16 protein-coding genes and 4 pseudogenes are annotated in these 20,974 nt (G+C 42.6%); 14 read left to right on the top strand and 6 right to left on the bottom strand.

The features are described from left to right. Positions 1-44: 44 nt before the first annotated feature. A complete protein-coding gene (locus VTAP4600_RS07240) occupies positions 45-2,390 on the bottom strand; it encodes a PilZ domain-containing protein (protein WP_102522179.1) in 2,346 nt (781 codons plus the stop codon). A gap of 122 nt (positions 2,391-2,512) precedes the next feature. Between VTAP4600_RS07240 and radA the strand changes: the two genes are divergently transcribed. Both radA and fusA read left to right on the top strand, forming a co-directional pair. After that, a complete protein-coding gene (radA, locus tag VTAP4600_RS07235; protein ID WP_102522178.1) occupies positions 2,513-3,892 on the top strand; it encodes a DNA repair protein RadA in 1,380 nt (459 codons plus the stop codon). A gap of 296 nt (positions 3,893-4,188) precedes the next feature. After that, positions 4,189-6,273: an elongation factor G gene (gene fusA / locus VTAP4600_RS07230; protein ID WP_102522177.1), complete on the top strand. Its 2,085-nt coding sequence runs from the start codon at positions 4,189-4,191 to the stop codon at positions 6,271-6,273. A 167-nt stretch (positions 6,274-6,440) separates the two neighbouring features. Here fusA and VTAP4600_RS07225 read toward each other — a convergent pair whose 3' ends face one another. The 4 genes and pseudogenes from VTAP4600_RS07225 to VTAP4600_RS07210 all read right to left on the bottom strand — a co-directional run. Next, positions 6,441-6,653 (bottom strand): VF530 family protein, encoded by a 213-nt coding sequence (locus tag VTAP4600_RS07225; protein WP_102522176.1) that lies wholly within the window; start codon positions 6,651-6,653, stop codon positions 6,441-6,443. A 66-nt stretch (positions 6,654-6,719) separates the two neighbouring features. Then, positions 6,720-7,094: pseudogene (locus VTAP4600_RS07220) on the bottom strand (LysR substrate-binding domain-containing protein); the annotation flags it as partial. 179 nt (positions 7,095-7,273) lie between these two features. Then, positions 7,274-8,803, bottom strand: coding sequence for a transposase (locus tag VTAP4600_RS07215; RefSeq protein ID WP_102521342.1), 1,530 nt, complete (start codon positions 8,801-8,803; stop codon positions 7,274-7,276). A gap of 129 nt (positions 8,804-8,932) precedes the next feature. Next, a pseudogene (locus VTAP4600_RS07210) lies at positions 8,933-9,487 on the bottom strand (LysR family transcriptional regulator); the annotation flags it as partial. Between the two features lie 99 nt (positions 9,488-9,586). On the opposite strand from VTAP4600_RS07210, the gene VTAP4600_RS07205 reads away from it, so the two are divergent. Next, positions 9,587-9,799: a DUF1127 domain-containing protein gene (locus VTAP4600_RS07205; RefSeq protein ID WP_102522173.1), complete on the top strand. Its 213-nt coding sequence runs from the start codon at positions 9,587-9,589 to the stop codon at positions 9,797-9,799. Positions 9,800-9,865: 66 nt separating this feature from the next. Here VTAP4600_RS07205 and VTAP4600_RS07200 read toward each other — a convergent pair whose 3' ends face one another. After that, positions 9,866-11,551 (bottom strand): AMP-binding protein, encoded by a 1,686-nt coding sequence (locus VTAP4600_RS07200; RefSeq protein ID WP_102522172.1) that lies wholly within the window; start codon positions 11,549-11,551, stop codon positions 9,866-9,868. Positions 11,552-12,084: 533 nt separating this feature from the next. On the opposite strand from VTAP4600_RS07200, the gene VTAP4600_RS07195 reads away from it, so the two are divergent. The 11 genes and pseudogenes from VTAP4600_RS07195 to VTAP4600_RS07145 all read left to right on the top strand — a co-directional run bounded on the left by VTAP4600_RS07195 (position 12,085) and on the right by VTAP4600_RS07145 (position 20,973). Continuing rightward, positions 12,085-12,282, top strand: a complete 198-nt coding sequence (locus VTAP4600_RS07195) for a Flp family type IVb pilin (protein ID WP_102522171.1) — start codon at positions 12,085-12,087, stop codon at positions 12,280-12,282. A 38-nt stretch (positions 12,283-12,320) separates the two neighbouring features. Then, positions 12,321-12,737 carry a prepilin peptidase gene (locus tag VTAP4600_RS07190; protein ID WP_145958558.1) on the top strand — a complete coding sequence of 139 codons (417 nt, stop codon included), beginning with the start codon at positions 12,321-12,323 and terminating at the stop codon, positions 12,735-12,737. 16 nt (positions 12,738-12,753) lie between these two features. Beyond that, positions 12,754-13,548 carry a Flp pilus assembly protein CpaB gene (gene cpaB, locus VTAP4600_RS07185; protein WP_102522169.1) on the top strand — a complete coding sequence of 265 codons (795 nt, stop codon included), beginning with the start codon at positions 12,754-12,756 and terminating at the stop codon, positions 13,546-13,548. 23 nt (positions 13,549-13,571) lie between these two features. After that, complete coding sequence (locus VTAP4600_RS07180) at positions 13,572-14,894, top strand: type II and III secretion system protein family protein (protein WP_102522168.1); 1,323 nt, start codon at positions 13,572-13,574, stop codon at positions 14,892-14,894. Then, entirely contained in the window at positions 14,891-15,385 is a 495-nt protein-coding gene (locus tag VTAP4600_RS07175) for a hypothetical protein (protein ID WP_102522167.1), read from the top strand. The genes VTAP4600_RS07180 and VTAP4600_RS07175 overlap by 4 nt, the downstream gene beginning before the upstream one ends. 7 nt (positions 15,386-15,392) lie before the next feature. Further along, on the top strand, positions 15,393-16,628 hold the full coding sequence (locus tag VTAP4600_RS07170) for a CpaE/TadZ family protein (RefSeq protein ID WP_102522166.1): 1,236 nt from the start codon (positions 15,393-15,395) through the stop codon (positions 16,626-16,628). Between the two features lie 6 nt (positions 16,629-16,634). Next, positions 16,635-17,915, top strand: a pseudogene (locus VTAP4600_RS07165) (CpaF family protein). Next, positions 17,912-18,826 (top strand): type II secretion system F family protein, encoded by a 915-nt coding sequence (locus VTAP4600_RS07160; protein ID WP_102522165.1) that lies wholly within the window; start codon positions 17,912-17,914, stop codon positions 18,824-18,826. The pseudogene VTAP4600_RS07165 and the gene VTAP4600_RS07160 overlap by 4 nt, the downstream one beginning before the upstream one ends. Beyond that, positions 18,827-19,734 (top strand): annotated as a pseudogene (locus VTAP4600_RS07155) (type II secretion system F family protein). Next, entirely contained in the window at positions 19,727-20,494 is a 768-nt protein-coding gene (locus VTAP4600_RS07150) for a tetratricopeptide repeat protein (protein WP_102522164.1), read from the top strand. The pseudogene VTAP4600_RS07155 and the gene VTAP4600_RS07150 overlap by 8 nt, the downstream one beginning before the upstream one ends. Next, positions 20,491-20,973, top strand: coding sequence for a TadE/TadG family type IV pilus assembly protein (locus VTAP4600_RS07145; protein ID WP_102522163.1), 483 nt, complete (start codon positions 20,491-20,493; stop codon positions 20,971-20,973). Before VTAP4600_RS07150 ends, VTAP4600_RS07145 begins: the two co-directional genes overlap by 4 nt. Position 20,974 lies beyond the last annotated feature (1 nt).

The following is a 20,974-nucleotide window of genomic DNA, read 5'->3' as shown; positions in this document are numbered from 1 at the left end:
TGATTGGTTCGGCTTTCACTTGGTGAGTGAAAGCCGATTCATTGTTATTCTGTTAGCTCTAAGCGGATAAGTACTTCATCGGTTATATCAACCAACTCCCCATAACCTACCAAACTGTTAAACTCTTTCTCGAGCGCGCGTGCGTGATGCATGGTTGCTTTTGCAAGATCTCCCAATTCGAGGTTCAGCAAATTGGAAGTGGACTCAAAAATCGGCATTCCTGAAAGGCGCAATGCGTAGAATTTGCCTTTTAATTTGGTCTTCTTTACAAACAAAATCCGTTCTTCAATCGTTTCGAAATCACTGTGTAGCTTGGTCGCAAATTGTTCGATTTGTTTGCCGTTTTGTATGATCCCAATATATAAGTCATGGAACTGTGGTTTCGCTCCCTCTACTGGTCGCATAGGCGAGGCCAATAAAGTATTGGTTCGGTTTTTAAACAAAGGTTCCAGTGATACTTTGCCCGCATGCCCTAAGGATTGCAGTATTTTTGCCAAAGAATGCAGTGGAAAGTTAACCCCGACGGCTCTTGGTTGGAGAATTCGGTCTTTCTTTTCAATATAAAATGGAATGCTAACCATTCTATTGAGTAGCAAAAGGTGCATAGCATTGAGCAGTTCCTTAGATGGAAGCTCTTCAGTATCTTCAACCAGTTTTGATTGGTTGTGACTAATTAGTCTTTTTAAGAAATTAATGCTGCGATTCGCTTGTTGGCTGTCGATGATGGTGAGCTGAATTTCTCGGCTATCTGGGCTCAACCTGATGACTTGATAGTTGACATCAGACAGCGGAACATCAGTGTCATAGCGTTGCAGTTCAAGGTAGTTGACACGAACTTCATCTCCCGCTTTTGCTGATAGTGGAGATTCAAGCGTTAAGTGGATGCCTCTAGTCGAAAAGTTAACACTTTTGCCTTTAATCGCCTCTTCGTCGTTTGCAGTAACAGCCACGGGAGAGTCGAACATAAAGCGTGGTTCTTTACGTTGAGTGCTGGCATCAAAGTAAACGCCTTGAGGTGATCCAACAACAGAGCGAGAATGACGATATGGATTGAGCTCTGAACTGGGCAGTGTCGGCTTCTCTGTTAATAAATAGTCGGAGCTATTCGTTGCGTCGCTGACTTCTTGCAAAATACCGATATGCGTTAGTGTATTGAGCGTTTCTTTCATTTCTGGTGCAACTTCAAGCAAATGCTCTATGTCGTCTTTCGTTAGCTCAAACATATGTAATTTGTGGACACGCCAGCTGTCACGTCTTGCACCAACGTGCCAAAACAGTTGACGCTGTGCAATGCTGGCTTCGGGAAGCATCATGCTATAAAACAGGGTTTTGTCTTGATGGTCGTGGGTGAAAGAATACACGAAATTACTGCTCTCTTTCATGCCTGGCTGTATAAGTGGTGCCATACGCTCTTTGGTAAATAAGGTACCAAAGGCTTGTTGATTGCGTTCATCATGCCAATAGTTCCAAATGGATTGGTTGGCATCCGTCAGCAGGCCGTAGCGTAAACTGGTTCCGCTAAAGAAAAGTGGCAAATTAGTGGTGTGGCGAAGATAGCAGTGTTCATAACCACGAGAACGGGCACGTAAGATGTGATCTTGATTATCGTGCTTGGCGCGCTTACTGCTTTTCTGTAGTAGTTCTTCTATGGCATGGGCGATAACATCGGTATCCGTTAGCCTTTTTAGCCTCAACCAGCGAACGCTATTATTCTCGTAGCAATCGTCCACACCCAAAATTCGGTATTCTAAGGCTTCTTCTAATTGAGGGTCGTTCACTTCTTTAGCAATTTGTACAAAGGTAGCTTGTATCACTTCGCCTAAACGATAGTCAAACGCGCTGGGTACTTTAAAACGTGCGCCTGAACAGGAAAGATCGACACTGACTCCGTGAATCTCTTGTCCTGAGCTGAGCTTAATATTGACTTGGCTAGCCATGCGTAAGCGATTTTCTTGACGACGAAGGTCATAGCCTAAGCGAATGAGTTCGGCTTCATATGGGCTCTCTGGGTCGGTAATGCTGTACGGCATATTAGAGCGAACTTTGCTCATTACCCTAAAGTTATTTCGAGTGTTGATCAGCGCTTCCCAGACCCCTTCGGTGTAGCCACCATAGCGCTTGATCTTTTTATGATAAGCATTGATTGCCACATCATCGAACCAATGACGAATACCATTGAGATTGTATTCTCGGCAGTCTCCTTGTACACGACCTCGTAAATCAATGGATTTACTGCAAGGCGCCATGACTCGTTTCAGTTCCATTTTTATGATGATTTTGGCAGAAGGGTGCTCCCCCTCTGTCATTTGAGACAACACAAGGTCAAAATCATCGGAATGATATACTGGAATTAATCGTTCTACGAAAGAGAGTATTTCTGCCTGTTCCATGGTTTCTGTTAAAGTGTTTACCCTTAGTGAGTTATCGGCGAGGTACGCTGTACCTTTAGTAGATTATACGTTTAGTCTAATTATAGATATCTTTAAGTATAGTTTTTAAGAAGTGGAATGGTATGGCAAAAGCAAAACGCGCTTATGTTTGTAATGATTGTGGCGCGGATTTTCCCCGCTGGCAAGGGCAGTGCAACGCTTGTGGTGCATGGAATACAATTTCAGAGGTTCGCTTAGCGGCATCGCCTCAAGTAGCACGTAATGAGCGAATGTCCGGTTATGCGGGTTCCGCGACCGAATCGCAAGTACAGGTTCTTTCTGAAATCAACTTACAAGAAGTTCCTCGATTTAGCAGTAGCTTTAAAGAACTCGACCGAGTATTGGGCGGGGGAATCGTACCCGGAGCCGCAATATTGATCGGTGGCAGCCCTGGAGCAGGCAAATCAACATTGTTATTGCAGACGATGTGCCGCTTGGCCAGCGAAATGCCGACCTTGTATGTCACAGGAGAAGAGTCCTTACAACAAGTGGCCATGCGAGCATCTCGTTTGGGTTTACCTAAAGATAACTTAAAGATGTTGTCGGAAACGAACGTCGATAAAATTTGCCAAATAGCGGAAAAAGAACAACCTCGCATTATGGTGATCGACTCAATTCAAGTTATGCATGTTGCTGATGTTCAGTCCTCCCCTGGTAGTGTCGCTCAAGTGAGAGAATCTGCGACAGCATTAACTCGTTATGCAAAACAAAATAATGTCTCAATATTCCTTGTTGGTCATGTTACCAAAGACGGCAGCTTAGCTGGGCCTAAAGTGTTAGAGCATATTATTGACTGTTCAGTATTGTTAGATGGCAGCAACGATAGCCGGTTTAGAACGTTGCGTAGTCACAAAAACCGTTTTGGCGCTGTTAATGAGCTCGGCGTATTTGCTATGACCGGACAAGGCTTAAAAGAAGTCAGTAATCCGTCCGCTATCTTTTTATCCAGAGGTGAAGAAGACACTTCTGGCAGTTCAGTTATGGTGGTATGGGAAGGAACAAGACCACTATTAGTAGAAATACAAGCGCTGGTGGATTACTCACAGCTAGCAAATCCACGCCGTGTCGCAGTGGGGCTCGATCAGAATAGATTGTCGATGTTGCTCGCAGTGTTGCATAAACACGGTGGGCTGCAAATGGCGGATCAAGATGTCTTTGTGAACGTAGTTGGCGGCGTCAAAGTGACGGAAACCAGCGCAGACTTGGCACTGCTTGTGGCACTTCTTTCTAGTTTTCGAGACCGTCCATTACCAAAAGATGTCGTTGTTTTTGGTGAAGTTGGGTTGGCTGGAGAAATCCGCCCAGTACCAAGTGGGCAAGAGCGTTTGATGGAAGCATTCAAGCATGGTTTCAAAAAAGCGATAGTGCCAGCGGCGAACATGCCAAAAGGCGGCATCGAAGGTATGCAAATACATGGTGTTAAAAAGCTTTCTGATGCCATCGAGGCTTTTGATGAGCTTTAGTGTGTTTTTTCTATTCAAACCCAATCCAAAAGTAGCTATAATCGGCGCAAACTTTTAACCCTAGTACGCGAGACGTAGTATCCGAGCTGAAAAATGCTGAGGAATTGTCACTAGAGGAACTATTTTAACTATATAGAATAGAAAACCGAACTTATCGCTACTAAAGTTTAAACACACAACTTTCCACGTCTCGAGCGCGGAGAGTTTTTTTCTATCGAATGCACGCAATACTATTAGTCTTGACAGATTGTGGTATACTTTGCGCGCATTTTATATCCTATTAATAGAGTAAAACGATGACTGATTTATCAAAATACAGAAACATTGGTATTTTCGCGCACGTTGATGCGGGTAAAACCACGACAACTGAGCGTATCCTAAAGCTTACTGGCCAGATCCACAAAACTGGTGAAGTTCACGATGGTGAGTCAACTACTGACTTCATGGAACAGGAAGCTGAGCGCGGAATTACTATCCAATCTGCAGCGGTAAGTTGTTTCTGGAATGATCACCGTTTTAACGTTATCGATACTCCGGGACACGTTGACTTCACAGTAGAAGTTTACCGTTCTCTTAAAGTTCTTGATGGCGGCATCGGCGTATTCTGTGGTTCTGGTGGTGTTGAACCACAATCAGAAACTAACTGGCGTTACGCGAACGAATCAGAAGTTGCACGTATCATCTTCGTTAACAAACTAGACCGTATGGGCGCTGACTTCTACCGTGTTGTTAAGCAAACTAAAGACGTACTAGGTGCTAACCCACTAGTAATGGTTCTACCTATCGGTATCGAAGACGGTTTCGTTGGTGTTGTAGACCTTCTTACTCGTAAAGCTTTCGTATGGGATGACACTGGTCTTCCAGAAAACTACGAGCTTCAAGACGTTCCAGCTGACATGGTTGATCAGGTTGAAGAATACCGTGAGATGCTAGTTGAAACTGCTGTTGAGCAAGACGATGACCTAATGGAAGCTTACATGGAAGGCGAAGAGCCGACTATCGAGCAACTTAAAGCATGTATCCGTAAGGGTACTCGCACAATGGCATTCTTCCCAGCTTACTGTGGTTCTGCGTTCAAAAACAAAGGCATGCAACTTATCCTTGATGCTGTAGTTGATTACCTACCTTCTCCAACTGAAGTTGATCCACAACCTCTAATGGACGAAGCAGGCGAAGAAACTGGCGAGCACGCGATCGTTTCTACTGAAGAAACGTTCAAAGCGCTAGCATTCAAAATCATGGATGACCGTTTCGGTGCTCTAACGTTCGTACGTATCTACTCAGGTGTATTGAACAAGGGTGACACTATCCTTAACTCATTCACGGGTAAAACTGAGCGTGTTGGCCGTATGGTTGAGATGCAAGCAGACGACCGTAACGAACTTACTCGCGCTCAAGCGGGTGATATCATCGCTATCGTTGGTATGAAGAACGTTCAAACTGGTCACACTCTGTGTAACCCTAAAGATTCAGTAACACTAGAGCCAATGGTTTTCCCTGTTCCTGTAATCTCAATTGCTGTTACGCCTAAAGATAAAGGCGGCTCTGAAAAAATGGGTGTTGCAATTGGTAAAATGGTTGCAGAAGATCCGTCTTTCCAAGTTGAAACTGACGAAGAAACTGGCGAAACTATCCTAAAAGGTATGGGTGAGCTTCACCTAGACATCAAAGTAGACATCCTTAAGCGTACTTACGGTGTTGACTTGACTGTTGGTGCTCCTCAAGTTGCTTACCGTGAAACTATTACTCAAGCAGTTGAAGATAGCTACACGCATAAGAAACAATCTGGTGGTTCTGGTCAGTTCGGTAAGATCGACTACACAATGAAACCAGGTGAAGTTGGTTCAGGTTTCTCGTTCAAGTCTTCTGTTGTGGGCGGTAACGTTCCTAAAGAATTCTGGCCTGCAATCGAGAAAGGCTTCAAAGGCATGATGGATACTGGTGTTCTAGCTGGTTTCCCTGTTCTTGATGTTGAAATCGAACTTTTCGATGGTGGCTTCCACGCAGTCGATTCATCTGCAGTAGCATTTGAAATCGCAGCAAAAGGCGCATTCCGTCAATCTATGCCAAAAGCTGGTGCACAACTTCTAGAGCCAATCATGGCTGTAGACGTGTTCACTCCAGACGATCACGTTGGTGATGTAATCGGTGACCTTAACCGTCGTCGTGGAATGATCAAAGACCAAATGGCTGGCGTAACTGGTGTTCGTGTTAAAGCTGACATCCCTCTTTCTGAGATGTTCGGTTACATCGGTTCTCTACGTACAATGACTTCTGGTCGTGGTCAGTTCTCTATGGAGTTCTCTCACTACGCACCATGTCCAATGAACGTAGCTGAAGAAGTTATCGCTAAAGTTAAAGAAGAAAAAGCGAACAAATAATCGCTTTCTCTAATTAACTAAAAAGCCCCGCAAGTGAAAACTTGCGGGGCTTTTGTTTTAAAGCAGTCTAAGAAAAGGCCTAAGGCCGCTACACTCGAAAGCCAAAGTCGCTTTTAAGCTCTTACTTCGCTTTTCGAACTTAGCTTTTAGTACTTAGCTTTTGGTACTTATCTCTTCAAATCAATATAGATCTTTTCAACTTTCTCACGCGCCCAATCGGTTTTTCGGAGGAATTTCAGGCTTGAGTTTATGCTTGGATCACTTTTGAAGCAGTTGATATTGACCATGTAGCTCAGCTCTTCCCAGCCATAATGATCGACTAATTCTGTCAGTAATTTTTTTAGCGTGATCCCATGCAAAGGGTTGTTTTCTTGTTCCATAATAGGTGCATCTACGTTGTTTCAGATTATGGCTGTCAGTATAACACCATTACTAAATGGCAGGGCTTAATCTGATGAGTACGAAGCCTCGATGATATCTAACTCTTCCCTGCCCAAAAGGGCTGATTGTTCAATCTGTTGCTTGATCCAGTGACAAAAAATTTTGACTTTTTCACGCTTGAAGTAGCCCGCAGGGGCGCACAAATAGTAGCTATAAGCTGGCTGAATCGCGACGTTGCCTATTCGTACTAGCTTGCCCTCTTGTAAGTAACGATAGGCGAGAGAGTGCTTCACCAATGCCACCCCTTGAAGCGATAGAGCCGCCTCTAATACGAAATGAGAACCGTTGTACTGCAAGGTTGGTTTTCCTGCTTCTAAGCCGATGTTACGCAGCCATATCCCCCAATCGATATCGGGCCAGGTGTCTTCTATTAGGTCGGCGTTGAAGCTGTAGAATTTCTCGATTTTTCACCGATTTCCCATGTTTTTATCGTCATTAATCCTACTGGCAACGGCGTAAATACTGCTCGATGGTAGCGGCCTTTATCATGGTAAGGAAAGATAGAGCGACAGGATGAGAGTTAATTTGGGTTTTTCGCTGATTTTAGAGGTTTTACCCTCTAGATGATGCAATTCCGTAGCTTTTCCATGTTGTGAAGCATGCTGAACATCGCCCATTGGGCGTTCACTTTCTCTTGTCCTCTTAGCGTAAATCGATTCATCTGTTTGTTGACGGTGATGTTGCCAAAAACAGGTTCAACACACCCAAGCCGTTTACTGTATTGCCGCCTTCCTTCTGGGCTATCAATCTTGTCTTTCATGGCTTGCATGTGGTCAAAGTCTTTGGTGTTTTTGTAGATGAAGAAGACTTGTCGACCGACTTGCTTGCCAGGCGGTTTTCTCATGCACAGCGGTTGATGAACGCATTGTCTGCAGTCGTTTAGGTATCCACAAAACTGAGCACCACGCTCTCCACGGATGACGGCGTTCTTGCTGCTCAGCCGCATCATATTTCCTGCAGGGCATCGGCAAGTCATGTCGTCTTGGTTGAACTCGAACATAGAAATGGAGTAACAGGTTTTACCTGTTTTCGAGCGTTTCTTTCGTTTTTTCGCTTGCTCGGTCTGATAGGTTTCACTGTTTTGAAACAGCGGATTACGGCTGCGAAATCCAGTGTCTGCTATGTAACAATCATAAGGAGTCTCAGACAGGAACTTGAGGTTGGTTTTACTATGAAATCCGCTGTCTGCGGTGAACTTGGTGGTGCGCTTTGAGCTGTTGGGTAGCTTCTCTAATTGTTCTTTCAAAGCGAGCACTGCAGGCTTTAATGTTTGCTGTTCACCAACGCTTCCCCACACTTGGCTGTGTAAAATAATTTGGTGCTTGTCATCCGTGATGGCGATGCCGTTATAACCTTGAATCGTACCTTTTGAGGTGGTCATTTTAGCGCTGTCATTGTCCGTGATGTTGCTTTTTACGGGTTTTTTACTGCTGCCCAATTTGTCTTTAGTGCTCGCCAGAAATGAACCTATTTTATCGGCGCTGCTATCAAGCTTTTGTTTTTGTCTTAGGTCTTGTTCGATAACTTCATTTGGGAGCGAATCTTGGCTTTGATGACGCTCGATAATTCGCTGGCTCGCCCGCTGTAGTTTTTCTTTTTTACGGCGAAGCTCTTCGTGTGTGCCACTCCATTCCTTACTGGCATTGGATGAAATTTTACAGCCATCAATAGCAAACATGTTACGGCCTATTAGGCCTTGTTCATCGCATATCATGAGAACCTGAGTGAACAGTGGTTCGATGGTGTCCTTCATTTGTGCGATGAAAGCCGCGATAGTGGTGAAGTGTGGTCGCTCGTCGCCCGATAAGCACATGAAAGTGACATTGTTGATGCAGGCTCTTTCTATGCGTCGGCTAGTTAACATGCCGAGGGAATAGGCGTAAAAAATAACCTTAAGCATGATGGAGGGTGGATAAGCCGCCGCCCCGTTTTTGTCGTTGTGGTAGTGCGCATCAAAGGGCGAGAGGTCGAGGTGGTTATCGACAATGTGGGAAATCGCATACTCAATAGTTCCGGGGATGAGTTGTTCATCGATGATGATAGGGACGAACATGTTTTGGTTCGAGTAATCGGTTTTGAAGTTGGGCATAACCGTGTCTTGTGGCGAATAATTTAGATTAGATCACAAGGAGTTAGTGCGTTCAAGTTCATATCGTGATGAAATGGCGGCAGGATCAGAATTGAGACGGGCGAGGAGAAATTCTACAGCCTCGTTAGCCAGATCGGATAACTGGTAGATGTTATGGGCTTTTTGGTAAATGGGATGACAGACAGGATATAACACTTCATCAGCAAGCCAGCGTGATTCGACATTGTGATACCCACCTTTGCCATATCGAATGCAAAGATCGACACTGGAATCATGAAAGTTCACTAATCGATTGGTCGGCTCAATTAACATGGCAATGTTAGGAGCTTGAGCTCGAAAATCGGCAATTCTTGGAACCAACCAATGTTGAGCAAAAGAAGGGAGCGTTGAGATCGACAGCTGATTCGGGTTTCTATCTTGGTTGATTTGCCGAATGCCATCTTGAAGGTGATCGAACCCTTTTTTGGCCTGTTGAAAGAGTATTTCTCCCTCGTGAGTTAACACGACCTTTCTGTGTTGCCGAATAAAGAGGTCGGCACCAAGCCAATCCTCTAGCTGTCGAATTTGTTGGCTGATGGCTGCAGAGGTGACAAACAGTTTTTCAGCCGCACGTTTAAAGCTCCCTAGCTCTGCCGCCCTGCAAAAGTAATAAATGCCTTGAAAAGGTGGAGTACGCTCAATCACATTAGTTTTCCTTAACTGAATGCCAATTTGTATCGTTTGAGAGATACGCTCTATTGGTTGATTATTAACCATGAGTTGAAGTTAAAGCAAGGAGAACACATGGAAAGCGTCATTACCAAGTCAAATCAAGGCAGAGTTAACACGAATTCATTATCAGTATTGATTAAGGATTTCTTATCAGTGATTACAAGGTGGGGGAGGAATGCAAAAACAAGACGTCACCTAGCGGAACTACCGAGTCATCTACTTGATGATGTTGGCATCGATAGAGTGAATGCTGAAAAAGAAAGTAATAAGCCATTTTGGAAGTAAGAAGATGATAAATGCCAGTTCGAGCGCTGAATGCGATAAGGTTTCAGCGCTCTTTTTATTTTTGGGTTATTCCTCCCAAACCACTAGTTGACCTTTAGGCCACTGTGCACATTGATCGTGATATTTCTTTTCTAACACGTGACGCTTGATTTTCAACGTTGGAGTAAGAATGCCGTTCTCAATGCTCCAAGGGTCTTTAATCATTAAAACGCCTTTGATTTGCTCATGGGATTCAAGTGATTCGTTCATCCGCTTTATTACTCGTTGAGTCGTACGCTCATAACGGTCGTGATCGAAATTGGTAAACTCATGAGGGACAGCAAGTAAGATCGGAGCGGGAAGACCAGAACCAATCAAACACATCATTTCAACGCGGCTGTATTCGAATAGCTTATTTTCAATAGGAACAGGGGCTACGAACTTACCTTTAGCTGTTTTAAATGTGTCTTTCTTTCTTCCAAGGATGGTAAGGTAGCCATCACTATCGATGTGACCAATGTCGCCAGTGTATAACCAACCTTCTTTATTAAAAGATTCGGTCGTCGCCTCATCATTTTTATAATAGCCAGCAAATAACCCCTGGCCACGCACTAGAATTTCTTCATCTTCAGCAATCTTTAGTTCTATACCCGGCCCTGCGTTACCTACTGTACCAATTTTGTCACCTCTAAACGGATAGTTCAGTGTGCTATAAGCAAACGACTCCGTCATTCCCCAGGCTTCGGTAATATTAATTCCTACCGAGTGATACCACTCAAGCAGTGATGGAGATACGGGGGCTGAACCGCAGCCTAAGACTCGAGCTTTGTCTAAGCCCAGCCCTTCGATTAATTTCTTTTTAATGATGCCATTGATAAACGGAATCTTTAGTAGGATATTCAGCTTTCTTTGCGGTAATTTGTCTTGAATTCGTTGTTGGAATAGCGCCCATAAGCGTGGTACTGAGATAAACAAAGTAGGGCGATGCATTTTGACATCTTCAATGAAGGTGTCTAAAGACTCAGGAAAGGCCGTCGGAACGCCTCCCATAATGGACGAACCAAAGATATAGACTCGTTCGGTAATGTGAGCGAGGGGCAAATAAGAAAACAGGCGGTCATTGCCTTGAATGCCAATATGATCGATTAAACGTTGTACCGACCAACTAAAGGCGCCATAGGTCAACATTGCGCCTTTAGGTAAACCAGATGTTCCCGATGTGTACACTAGCGACATGAGCTTATCGTCATGGTGCTCTGGTCGAAGTGCGCTTGGCTGAACATCGCGAATAAGTTCGGTAAATTGATGCTTACATGGAGGTGCACTGTCGTAAGGTAGCGCGATAGTGACTAAGTCGGGTAATGTGCAAATAGCATCAACACTTGCTTTCGAATCATCCAATTTTCCCGCGATGAGAATCTTACTTTCACTATGTGTTAAGCAATACGCGATAGTGTCGCTACCCGCAGTAGGGAAAATAGGTACGCTAACAAAGTCGCCGAGCATTAACGCTAAATCAACGATAAACCACTCAGCACAGTTTTTAGAAATCAGAGCAATTTTGTCGCCAGGCTGAGCTCCAAGGTCTTGCAAAGCGGTCACTAGTTTAAGTGCTTGATCAGCCACTTGTTGGAAAGTGAAATCGACAAATTGGCGATCTTTAATTTGTCTAAGATAAACCTCATTAGGGCGTTCTTCAGCCCACTTCAAGATCATTTCGTTTGGCGGTGGTAGGGAGCAGGCTGGGTTCAATGTGCTTACTGGCTGAATCATCGTGTGACTCCATATCGTTATGATTTATTTTTATGTTATTTATTTGTTAAATCTAAGTGATCCGACCATTGGTCGTCAATAGAAATTTAGCTCAAAATGGTGAAAGCTGCTTAAAAAAACGTCTAGATTCGTACGGTTAGAGAGAACGAAATCGAGAACAATGCTCAAACAATCAATGAGGGCTCTTTGTTACCCGTAGCCATGCCTTCCTTGTTAGCTTAGTTTACTCATCGTTAATTACCAGTGCGAGATGAATAAATATAACACGTTGTTAGTACGCGATTTTGCAAATATTGTTATAAAGAATAATAGTAATATAACCAAAATATGAGCTTTAAAATAAAAAATTGGATGTGTTTATTATATTGTTTATAACTTATTAATTTTAAATTGGTATTATATCTTTGATGTTGTTGTAAATAATTGATAATTAAAATGTCAATAAATATTTGAAGTCACTAATGTTCGCTACTACTATTAATTTAGTTGGGTATTGAATGGTTATAGCCCACTAAAAATAAATGGAGTTAGTCATGAATTTTCTTACACGTATTTATATAAAAGCTCAAGTCCTACGTTTTGCTAAAGATGAACGAGGTGTTACAGCAATAGAATATGCAATTATTGGAGTAGCCATTGCCACAGCTGTTGCCTTAGCGTTCGATACAAACTTGAGTGCAGCACTGTCAGGTGCAATGACTAAGATTACAGCCAAGGTGAATCCTTCTTAGTTTTATACCTTAAATAAAAACAATAGGTTGTAATTATATTGACTGCTGAAGTGTTGATGTTTTTTATCTTTGTTAGGATTTGTTATACCGACATATTCTACAGGAAAATAGAAAATGGGGTGCTTGTACTTCTATTAATTACTTTGTTTTTATTTGGGCTTATAAATTTAAATAGCCAACTATTAGTATCTCTAGCCTTTTTAGTTATTGGCGGGATATTTCTGAAAGGGATTATTGCGCCCGGAGATATTAAATTGGTCGCTGTTATATTAGCAGCGACTGACATTAATTATGTGCTTCTATTTTTTGTGATGACACTATTCATCGGAGGAGTACTGGCTATTGTCTATTTAATTAAGAATCGTTTTGTAGATTCGTCCGCTAAAAATAATGGTTTACCTTATGGTGTACCTATATCTATAAGTGGTTTTTTGTTACTCGTCACTTCTTTATAAATCTATAAGGTTAGCTATGAGGTTAAGAATTTTACTTCCCGTTATTTTGATATTGACAGGGGCTGCGCTGTACGGTGCATCAAAGTCTTATTTAACTCAGGTTGCACCCAAAGAAGTTGTGGAAGAAGCGCCGCCTGTGATGGTTGAGATCATAGTTGCTAGTAAATCAATGATAACCAAGCACCTTCTAGTTCAGGCTGACATTAAATCAATATCAGTTTTAGAAGAAAGTGCGATCAAAATGGGATATGTCGCAGACGAAAAATTTGAGTGGCATGATGGGTTACTGGTCAAGGCTGCTGTAGCGGAAGGGCAGTTTATTACTCGGGATTTGTTTTTGGCTCCTGATGATAGTGAGTACATCGATTTTATTATCGAGAAAGGTTATGTCCCATACCCAATATCTGTATCTGAGAGTGCGATTGTTGGTGGTGTTATACGAAATGGCACTTTGGTCGATATTGTTGCTCTATCTTCTGTTAATCAAAATTTAGCGAATGATGATGAAGTGGGGACATTTCAAAGCGTTTCTATTTCGCCGGTACTGATGGCTGTAAAAGTCTTGAAGGTTGAACAAAATATTACGCCTGCAACAAAGAACTCCTCTGAAAAGAAAGACACCAGTTTGATTTTGGAGTTAACTCGAAAACAGGTCGCTAAGCTCGCTATCGCTAAAAATATCGCGCAAATTGAAGTTCATAAGTCGCTAGGTGTAGAAGAAGCAGAGCAACTTCATGCTGATGCAGGCGACGTGTTACCTGACTACAGAGCAATTAAAGAGTATCGCGCAGGTAAAGTGAGTATTCGATAAAAATTTTAGCAAAGGGAATTTCGATGATTACAAAAATGATCAAAGCGATTGCTCTAGTCTTTACGCTTATTAGTAGTTGTGTGTATGCGGCGAGAATCGTGAATTTAGCTGAAGGTGACGCGACAACAATAGATGTTCCGTCGGGCATTAGCTCAGTCTTTATCTCAAACCCCGATATTGCTGATTATCAAGTCATTGATCAAAACAAAGTAGTGGTGTTTGGTAAACAAATAGGCAGTGCCACCATGATGGTCTTTGATGACGAAGGTGCTACACAGGTGGCCAGAAAACTGATTGTAAATAAAAGCTTGGTGCATATTCAGCAGCAAATTCAACTTCGTTACCCAAAAGCTGATGTGAGTATTTACAATTTGGCTGAGCAAGCTGTACTCAGTGGTACCGTCGCGACTCAAGAGCAAAAAGATGGCATTTACAATCTTGTAGGGGAGCTATTAGGCAAAGATGCTGAAGTAACTAACGTGGCATGGAAGTTAGGTACTGAAAGCTACAACATGGATTTTATGCAAAAAACTAAGTTCAAAGGAGTGGTAAATAACATAGACGTTGTTTCTACCAAGCAAGTAAACGTAAAAATATCGGTTGCTGAAGTCTCTCATTCCTTTTTAGAAAACTTTGGTGTTGAAATCGGAACCACTGAGGCTGGTGTCTTTGTTGATCAGCTGACGAGGATAAGTGCAAGTGACATTATTTCTGTGATTACTGCCTTGGGTGATGAAAATGTTGGCCAAGTCCTTGCTGAACCAAACCTTTCTGTAATTTCTGGTGAAACTGCCAGCTTCCTTCTTGTTGGTGGTGAACTACCAGTAGTCACGATCGTAGATGGTGGTACAAACGTTCTCTACAAAGAATATGGTATTCGTTTAGAGCTGATGGCCAAAGTGCTACGTGACGACAAAATAAAACTTTCCTTGATGCCTGAGGTCAGTTCTCTTGATAACCAGTACGAAAATGCCACCTATAATTTACCAGCATTAAAAACCAGACGAGCACGTACAACCATTGAATTAGGGGATGGGCAAAGCTTTGTTTTGGGGGGGTTGCTCAATACTGAAGACAGAGAGTCGCTGCGAAAAATACCTTATATCGGCGATATCCCTATTTTGGGTGCTTTGTTTCGAAAAACAGGGACAGAACGTAAGAAAACCGAACTGGTCATTGTTGCGACCGTTAATCTCGTCGAGCCAGTTAAGGCATCTCAGATTCAATTACCCATGATGGAAAGAACCACTAATTTGAGCCGCTTCTTTGCGATAGATAAAAGCTATCCGAAATCAGAAGAGAAATGGTTACAGCAGGTACTGGCTAGCGGAGGGTTCAAACAATGAAGCAGTTTATAGTGGGTATTTTTTTATTCGTAACCAGTGGTTGTGCAGACTTAGTTGAAGAGCGACAAGGGACAGCGATTGAAGTCGTGCCTGTCACCTACAGCCTGCAATTAAATATTAAGAATAACGACGTAAAAGCGGCGAAACAAAAACTGGATGATTTTGTAGAGCAGCATTGGAGTATGGTTTCAAACCAGCCTGTTACGCTCACTTGGAATTCGAAAAAGGGCCAGAAATTATCGAAAGACTATCTGCAGTACTTGATCTCTTTGGGTTTAGACAGAGAAAAATTATCACTTGGTAAACAGCAATATGGAACGGATGAGCGCGCATTTGATATTAAAATCGATGTCATGAAGCACAGTGCGATAGTACCGTTGTGTGATTACTACCGATTAGATCAGTCTGCCCAGAAGCGCAGCGAAGGATGTTTTGCGGAAACCAATCGTTGGATATCTATGACTAACCCTGAAAAGCCGTTAGAAGAGTAGGTGGCCTATGTTTGATCTAGTTGATGTACTGAAAAAAGGCGAGAAGAAAGCACCAGAAGAGAAGTCTGATATTTCATCGGTGCTGTTTTATCAAACAGAGCAGTGTCGCTCAATGGTTAAAGAAGCCTATAAATTTGAAGGTTACTTGCCTCCGACGCTCAGTGAAAATACTGATGCTCTGATCTCCGAGAATGTACGTGGCGCAAATGTCGAAATTATTATTGTTGAACTCAACCAAAGCCAAAATGTAACGCAAGATGCTGAACGGATCAGTCATTTGCTTCCCAACGATGCTTCCGTGGTGATTGTTGGCAGCGAAGACGCGATATCTACGATTCGTAATCTAAAAAAATTGGGTTTTTACTATTTGTTTTGGCCCGTCAACAAAGAAGAGATGATCGATTTTGTAAAAAGTGTTTGGGATAACCGACGAAGAGCAAATGGCATTGGCAAAAGAAGAAAAGCAAAAAGGATCAGTATCATCGGCAGTAAAGGTGGTATTGGCACCACAATGATAACCGCCGAAGTTAGCCTGTTACTGACTGAAGAAAAGCACGCCTCTTGCATCATCGTTGATAATCATTATCAAGGTGGAAATCTCGATATCATGTTAGGTATTGAAAAGTTCGAGAAAATGGAAGTCCGTCCCGGCTCCTTGGCGAGTAGCTTGGACAATACATCGGCACAGAGCTTGCTGAAAAAGCGCAATAGTATGTTGTCGGTGCTTGCGTTAACGTCGAACGATTTGTCTGCTCAAGATCTAAAAGAATACACAAAATCGGTCATGGATAACGTTGCCGAAGACGCCAACTTTGTCATTGAAGACTTTTCTGCCAATGCTGCATTGAATTTTAGCTACAGTGAAATTGTGGAAGTATCGGATTGTTTGGTTATCGCCTTTACCCCGACGGTTGCGTCCTTAAGGGAGGCGGCACGGATGAAAAAACGCATAACTGAAATCAATGACAAAGATTCCCTAAGAATGATTTTATTGCTTAACCATGTTCAACCCGAAGCCATGTCAACCGTGTCGGTAGCGGAAGCTGAACAATATTTAGAAGCGCCCATTGATATTAAATTACCGTACATAAAAAAACTCGACTCTCGATTACTGGAGAATAAGCGCCTAGTGACTCTGCGAGGAGCGCCAAGCCGAGAAGTGAGAAAGCTTGCTTCACTCATACTAGGTGAGGACGGCAGTGCGAAGAAGAAAGGCCTTAGCTTTTCTTTTGGGAAAGGGTAGCGGCGTATGTATGGTGTAAAAGAAATATACAAAAGTTTACGGCGGCAAATATTTGATGCACTAGAACCTGAAGCGCTAGATAACCTGTCCGATGAACAGTTGGCGGCTCAGATAGGCAAAGCCATCGACATGTTGATTGATAGAGAGAACTTACCTGTCCCTGCTGTACTTAGGCATGATTTTGTCCGTAATTTAGTTGACGAACTCAACGGTTTAGGACCGTTGCAGATGTTGATGGATGATGACTCCATTACCGATATTATGATCAATGGTCATGAGCAGGTCTTCATTGAACGCAATGGCTTGGTTGAGAAAGCTGAAGTTAACTTTATCGATGAACACCAGTTAATTGAAATCGCGAAGCGTATTGCTTCGAGAGTCGGACGACGAGTCGATGAATCTCAACCTATGTGTGATGCGCGTTTGGCTGATGGTAGCCGTGTTAATATCGTTATTCCCCCCTATTGCTCTCGATGGCACAACCGTTTCTATCCGTAAGTTTAAAAAACACGCCATCGACTTTTCTAAGTTAGTTGATTTTGGAGCCATGAGCCCTGAAATGGCGCAGCTATTAATGATTGCTGCACGCTGTCGTCTTAACATCCTTATCTCAGGAGGTACAGGTTCGGGTAAAACGACCATGCTTAATGCCTTGTCACAGTTCATCTCAGAAAAAGAGCGGATCATAACCATAGAGGATGCCGCAGAGCTTAAATTGCAGCAGCCTCATGTCGTTCGATTAGAAACCAGAACTTCAGGGATTGAGAACACGGGGGCTGTTCACCAGAGAGATCTGGTTATTAACGCCTTACGTATGCGTCCAGACAGAATTATCGTGGGGGAGTGTCGTGGGAGGCCTTTGAAATGCTTCAGGCAATGAATACCGGCCATGATGGGTCTATGTCTACTTTGCACGCCAATACCCCAAGGGATGCGTTAGCAAGGGTAGAAGCGATGGTGATGATGGCAACCAGTAACTTGCCACTTGAAGCGATCAGAAGAACGATTGTGAGTGCAGTCGATATCGTTATTCAAATCAGTCGATTGCATGATGGTAGCCGTAAGGTAATGAGCATAACGGAAGTCGTGGGGCTAGAGGGCCAAAACGTCGTGCTAGAGGAGCTGTATCGTTTTAAACCAGAATACACCAACCCCAATGCAGACAAAGTTGACGGTAATTTTGTTACTGCGGGCTTGATGAAGCGTTCTATTTTGGTCGAAAAGGCACGTTTCTTTGGTTTAGAAGCGCAGCTTGAATCGGCCTTTCAAATAGGTTCAGCGCAATGATCATTTGGGTTCTGATACTAGCGGGAGTAACGGTGCTTCTGCTTATCGCCATTTTTAGGAAGCCAAAACATAACTATCTACATGAGTTTAATCGAACCGTTCGAGTTGAATCGATGACAAACGATCAAGCCATAGATTTTCAATCTTTACTCGACAAAACGTTGTGGCAGCGAGTCATCGAAAAGTGGCGTCATTTGTTGAAGCAAATTGGTAGTTTTGCTGTTTTGAAGATCATTGTTTTCGCTTGTGTTTTGTTTTTTGTTGGCGCCGAAATCAATGATCGATTTATTCGAGGAAATGCGTATTTTATCATCCTACTTGTGGAGGTTAGCGGCTTTCTTTATGGATACTCGTGGTTAAACTCGAGGGATCAAAAACAGTTTGAAGAGGCATTCCCTGACGCATTAAATATGCTTGCGAGTGCCGTTTCAGCCGGTGAAAGTATCATGCACGCCATTATGTATGTTGGGAAATCACTCGATAGTGATGTGGGGGCTGAGTTCAAAAAAATGGGTGAGCGCTTGCAAATGGGCGAAACACCCGATGATGTATTTCGTAAAGCTTGTGACCGATTCCCCTATCCTTCCTTTCAATTCTTTGTGATTACCTTAAGAGCTAACATGCATCGAGGAGGGCAACTAAAAGATGTCATGACACGATTAAATCGACTCATGTTTGATGCGAGAGCCATTGAAAAGAAAAAATTCGCCTTAACAGCAGAGGCTCGGACTTCTGCAAAAATCGTTGCTGCCATTCCCTTCACTTTTCTATTTATGTTGCAGTATTTAAGCCCAGACAATTATGAATTTGTCATGTTCCACGAGGATGGAAGACCTATACTTTACTATATGTTGGGAAGTGAGTTTATTGGCATAAGTATTATTTGGATGCTGATGAAGGGAGTGAAGTAGATGGATTCGATAATCGACGTTCTAATCCGCCCTGACGTTCAGATCATGCTGTTGATTTGGTTAATGGTTATCTTGATCGCGACGACTTTTTATTTTGTTGCGGAATACTTAAGAAGAAAAAGAAAGTTAAGGCGATTTGGGCTAATAACCAAAGAGACCAAAAAGCATATTCAATTTATTGACCAAACGACAGAGCAGTTCAACGAGATGTTCACCTCATCTTCCGTTGATATGTCAGAAAAATTCGTTGCCGCTGGCCTTTATGATACTCGTTTTGCTTCCTTAGTTACCCCTTTTAAATATTTACTTGCGGCAGTTGGTGGCATTGGTTTGGCTTATATGGGGTATCTGTTTGGGTGGGAGCCTAAAAAATTCATACTGGCAGAGCTATTTTGGATCGTCCTCGTAATTGTCTTACCGGATATCTATTTGTCGATGAAGAAAAAAGCACTGCAGAATAAAATATCCAGCCAGCTTCCCTATCTACTAGACTTAATGGGGGTATGTGTACAAACCGGTATGACGATCGAAGCTGCCATGGCGTATTTAGGAAAGGAGATGCAAGGTTTTGACAAGGATCTCGCTCATATCTTAAAACGCACAAATGACAGAGCGCGGCTGGTCAGTTTAGAGGTTGCGTTACAGGAGCTCTACCAAAGAGTACCAACGTCAGAAGTACGAAGCTTTGTGATGACACTGAATCAAAGCCTTCAATATGGGTCATCAATATATGATGTGCTCGTGACGTTGGCGGTTGATATTCGAGAAGTGCAAATGCTTGGTTTAGAAGAAAAAAAATAGGTAAATTAGCAGCCAAAATGTCGTTGCCGCTTATTGTATTTATCATGTTTCCTATTGTTATCTTAATTGCGGCTCCTGGAGTCATGAGGTTGATGTCTGGTGGATAGATTAACTCGAATTGGCGTAATCATATTATTGTTAGCTGGTTGCACTTCGGAACCGGCTAATCAAAGTGCTGTGCAAGAAGCAAATTTTTCATCCACCGAACATATGTTGCTTCAAACTGATAATCACAGTAAGCTAATTGCACTTTACAAAGAGGAGTTGGCAAAGTCGGGAAGAACTGAAATTAGAATGAAGCTGATCAATCAATATCTATTAGCTATGGATTATGAATCGGCTTCATTTCAATTAGCTAACCTGAGTGAGTACGAAGCTAAAAATCATGAAGCTTTGTTTTATAAGGCAAAAGTCGACTTCTATGAAGGGAAATACAGCTTAGCTGAAAATAACTGTTTGGCTTCACTTATTGCAAAACCTGAACAACCACATGTGCATAATTTATTAGGGCTAGTGTATGCGCAAAGTAGTAATACCACTGACGCTCGCAAGCAATTCAATTTAGCTCGACTCTATTATCATGATGATATTATTGTAAAAAATAATTTAGCCATGATTGATATTATTGAAGGTGACTATAAAACAGCGGTAGAACGATTAACACCGTTATACGTTAGTGAACAAGCCGACCAACAAGTCATTGCAAATCTGGCAATGGCACACGCCAATTTAGGCCAATTCGAACATGTAAAAATACTATTAGAAGACAACTATAGCATTGAACAAATCTCATTGATTTACCATGGATTGAGAACCATGACTCCCGTTGCCCCATTTACCCCTGAACTCAATGGAGGGGCTATATGAAACAGCAGAGTGGTGTCGTTACAGTTGAGTTCGCTTTAGGCTTTGGTCTGTTTTGGATGATGGTGGTTGCGTGGATGGAAATGAGCATGATGTCTTATGTTTCTGCGATCAGTGATTTGGCCATATCCGAAGCTTCAAGAGAAGCGAAAAAAGAGACAAGCTCGTACATTAGTGCGTTTTATCAGGTTTTAAATGAGAGCGACAGCATTTGGAAAAACTTGGTTGATGAAGAAAATTTTTCCGCTTCAGTTCGCTACATTAATACGTTCGACGATTTACTGGCCGTTGCCGATACTTGTGCTGTTGCTGAGGGGAGCCAGACAAACACGTGTGGCACAGAGTCCAATGCGGCAATCGCCATTTATTCCATTAGTTATAACTACCAAAGTGTATTTACGTATTTTTTAGATACAGAGTCGGTCTTTTCTCGTGAAGTCATCGTGGTACAAGAATATGAACGTGATCAATTCCAGATCTAAC

The sequence above is a fragment of the Vibrio tapetis subsp. tapetis genome (assembly GCF_900233005.1).
GTDB lineage: Bacteria > Pseudomonadota > Gammaproteobacteria > Enterobacterales > Vibrionaceae > Vibrio > Vibrio tapetis.
The sequence above is the reverse complement of the archived record's forward strand: the minus strand, read 5'-3'. Positions and strand labels throughout refer to the sequence as shown.

Bases quoted from the DNA above. Each gene is read 5' to 3' on its own strand.
- VTAP4600_RS07240 (WP_102522179.1), bottom strand. From the start codon at position 2,390: ATGGAACAGGCAGAAATACTCTCTTTCGTAGAACGATTAATTCCAGTA.
- VTAP4600_RS07180 (WP_102522168.1), top strand. From the start codon at position 13,572: ATGATTACAAAAATGATCAAAGCGATTGCTCTAGTCTTTACGCTTATT.
- VTAP4600_RS07195 (WP_102522171.1), top strand. From the start codon at position 12,085: ATGAATTTTCTTACACGTATTTATATAAAAGCTCAAGTCCTACGTTTT.
- VTAP4600_RS07205 (WP_102522173.1), top strand. From the start codon at position 9,587: ATGGAAAGCGTCATTACCAAGTCAAATCAAGGCAGAGTTAACACGAAT.
- VTAP4600_RS07225 (WP_102522176.1), bottom strand. From the start codon at position 6,653: ATGGAACAAGAAAACAACCCTTTGCATGGGATCACGCTAAAAAAATTA.
- VTAP4600_RS07170 (WP_102522166.1), top strand. From the start codon at position 15,393: ATGTTTGATCTAGTTGATGTACTGAAAAAAGGCGAGAAGAAAGCACCA.
- VTAP4600_RS07215 (WP_102521342.1), bottom strand. From the start codon at position 8,803: ATGCCCAACTTCAAAACCGATTACTCGAACCAAAACATGTTCGTCCCT.
- VTAP4600_RS07200 (WP_102522172.1), bottom strand. From the start codon at position 11,551: ATGATTCAGCCAGTAAGCACATTGAACCCAGCCTGCTCCCTACCACCG.
- fusA (WP_102522177.1), top strand. From the start codon at position 4,189: ATGACTGATTTATCAAAATACAGAAACATTGGTATTTTCGCGCACGTT.
- cpaB (WP_102522169.1), top strand. From the start codon at position 12,754: ATGAGGTTAAGAATTTTACTTCCCGTTATTTTGATATTGACAGGGGCT.
- radA (WP_102522178.1), top strand. From the start codon at position 2,513: ATGGCAAAAGCAAAACGCGCTTATGTTTGTAATGATTGTGGCGCGGAT.
- VTAP4600_RS07160 (WP_102522165.1), top strand. From the start codon at position 17,912: ATGATCATTTGGGTTCTGATACTAGCGGGAGTAACGGTGCTTCTGCTT.
- VTAP4600_RS07175 (WP_102522167.1), top strand. From the start codon at position 14,891: ATGAAGCAGTTTATAGTGGGTATTTTTTTATTCGTAACCAGTGGTTGT.
- VTAP4600_RS07145 (WP_102522163.1), top strand. From the start codon at position 20,491: ATGAAACAGCAGAGTGGTGTCGTTACAGTTGAGTTCGCTTTAGGCTTT.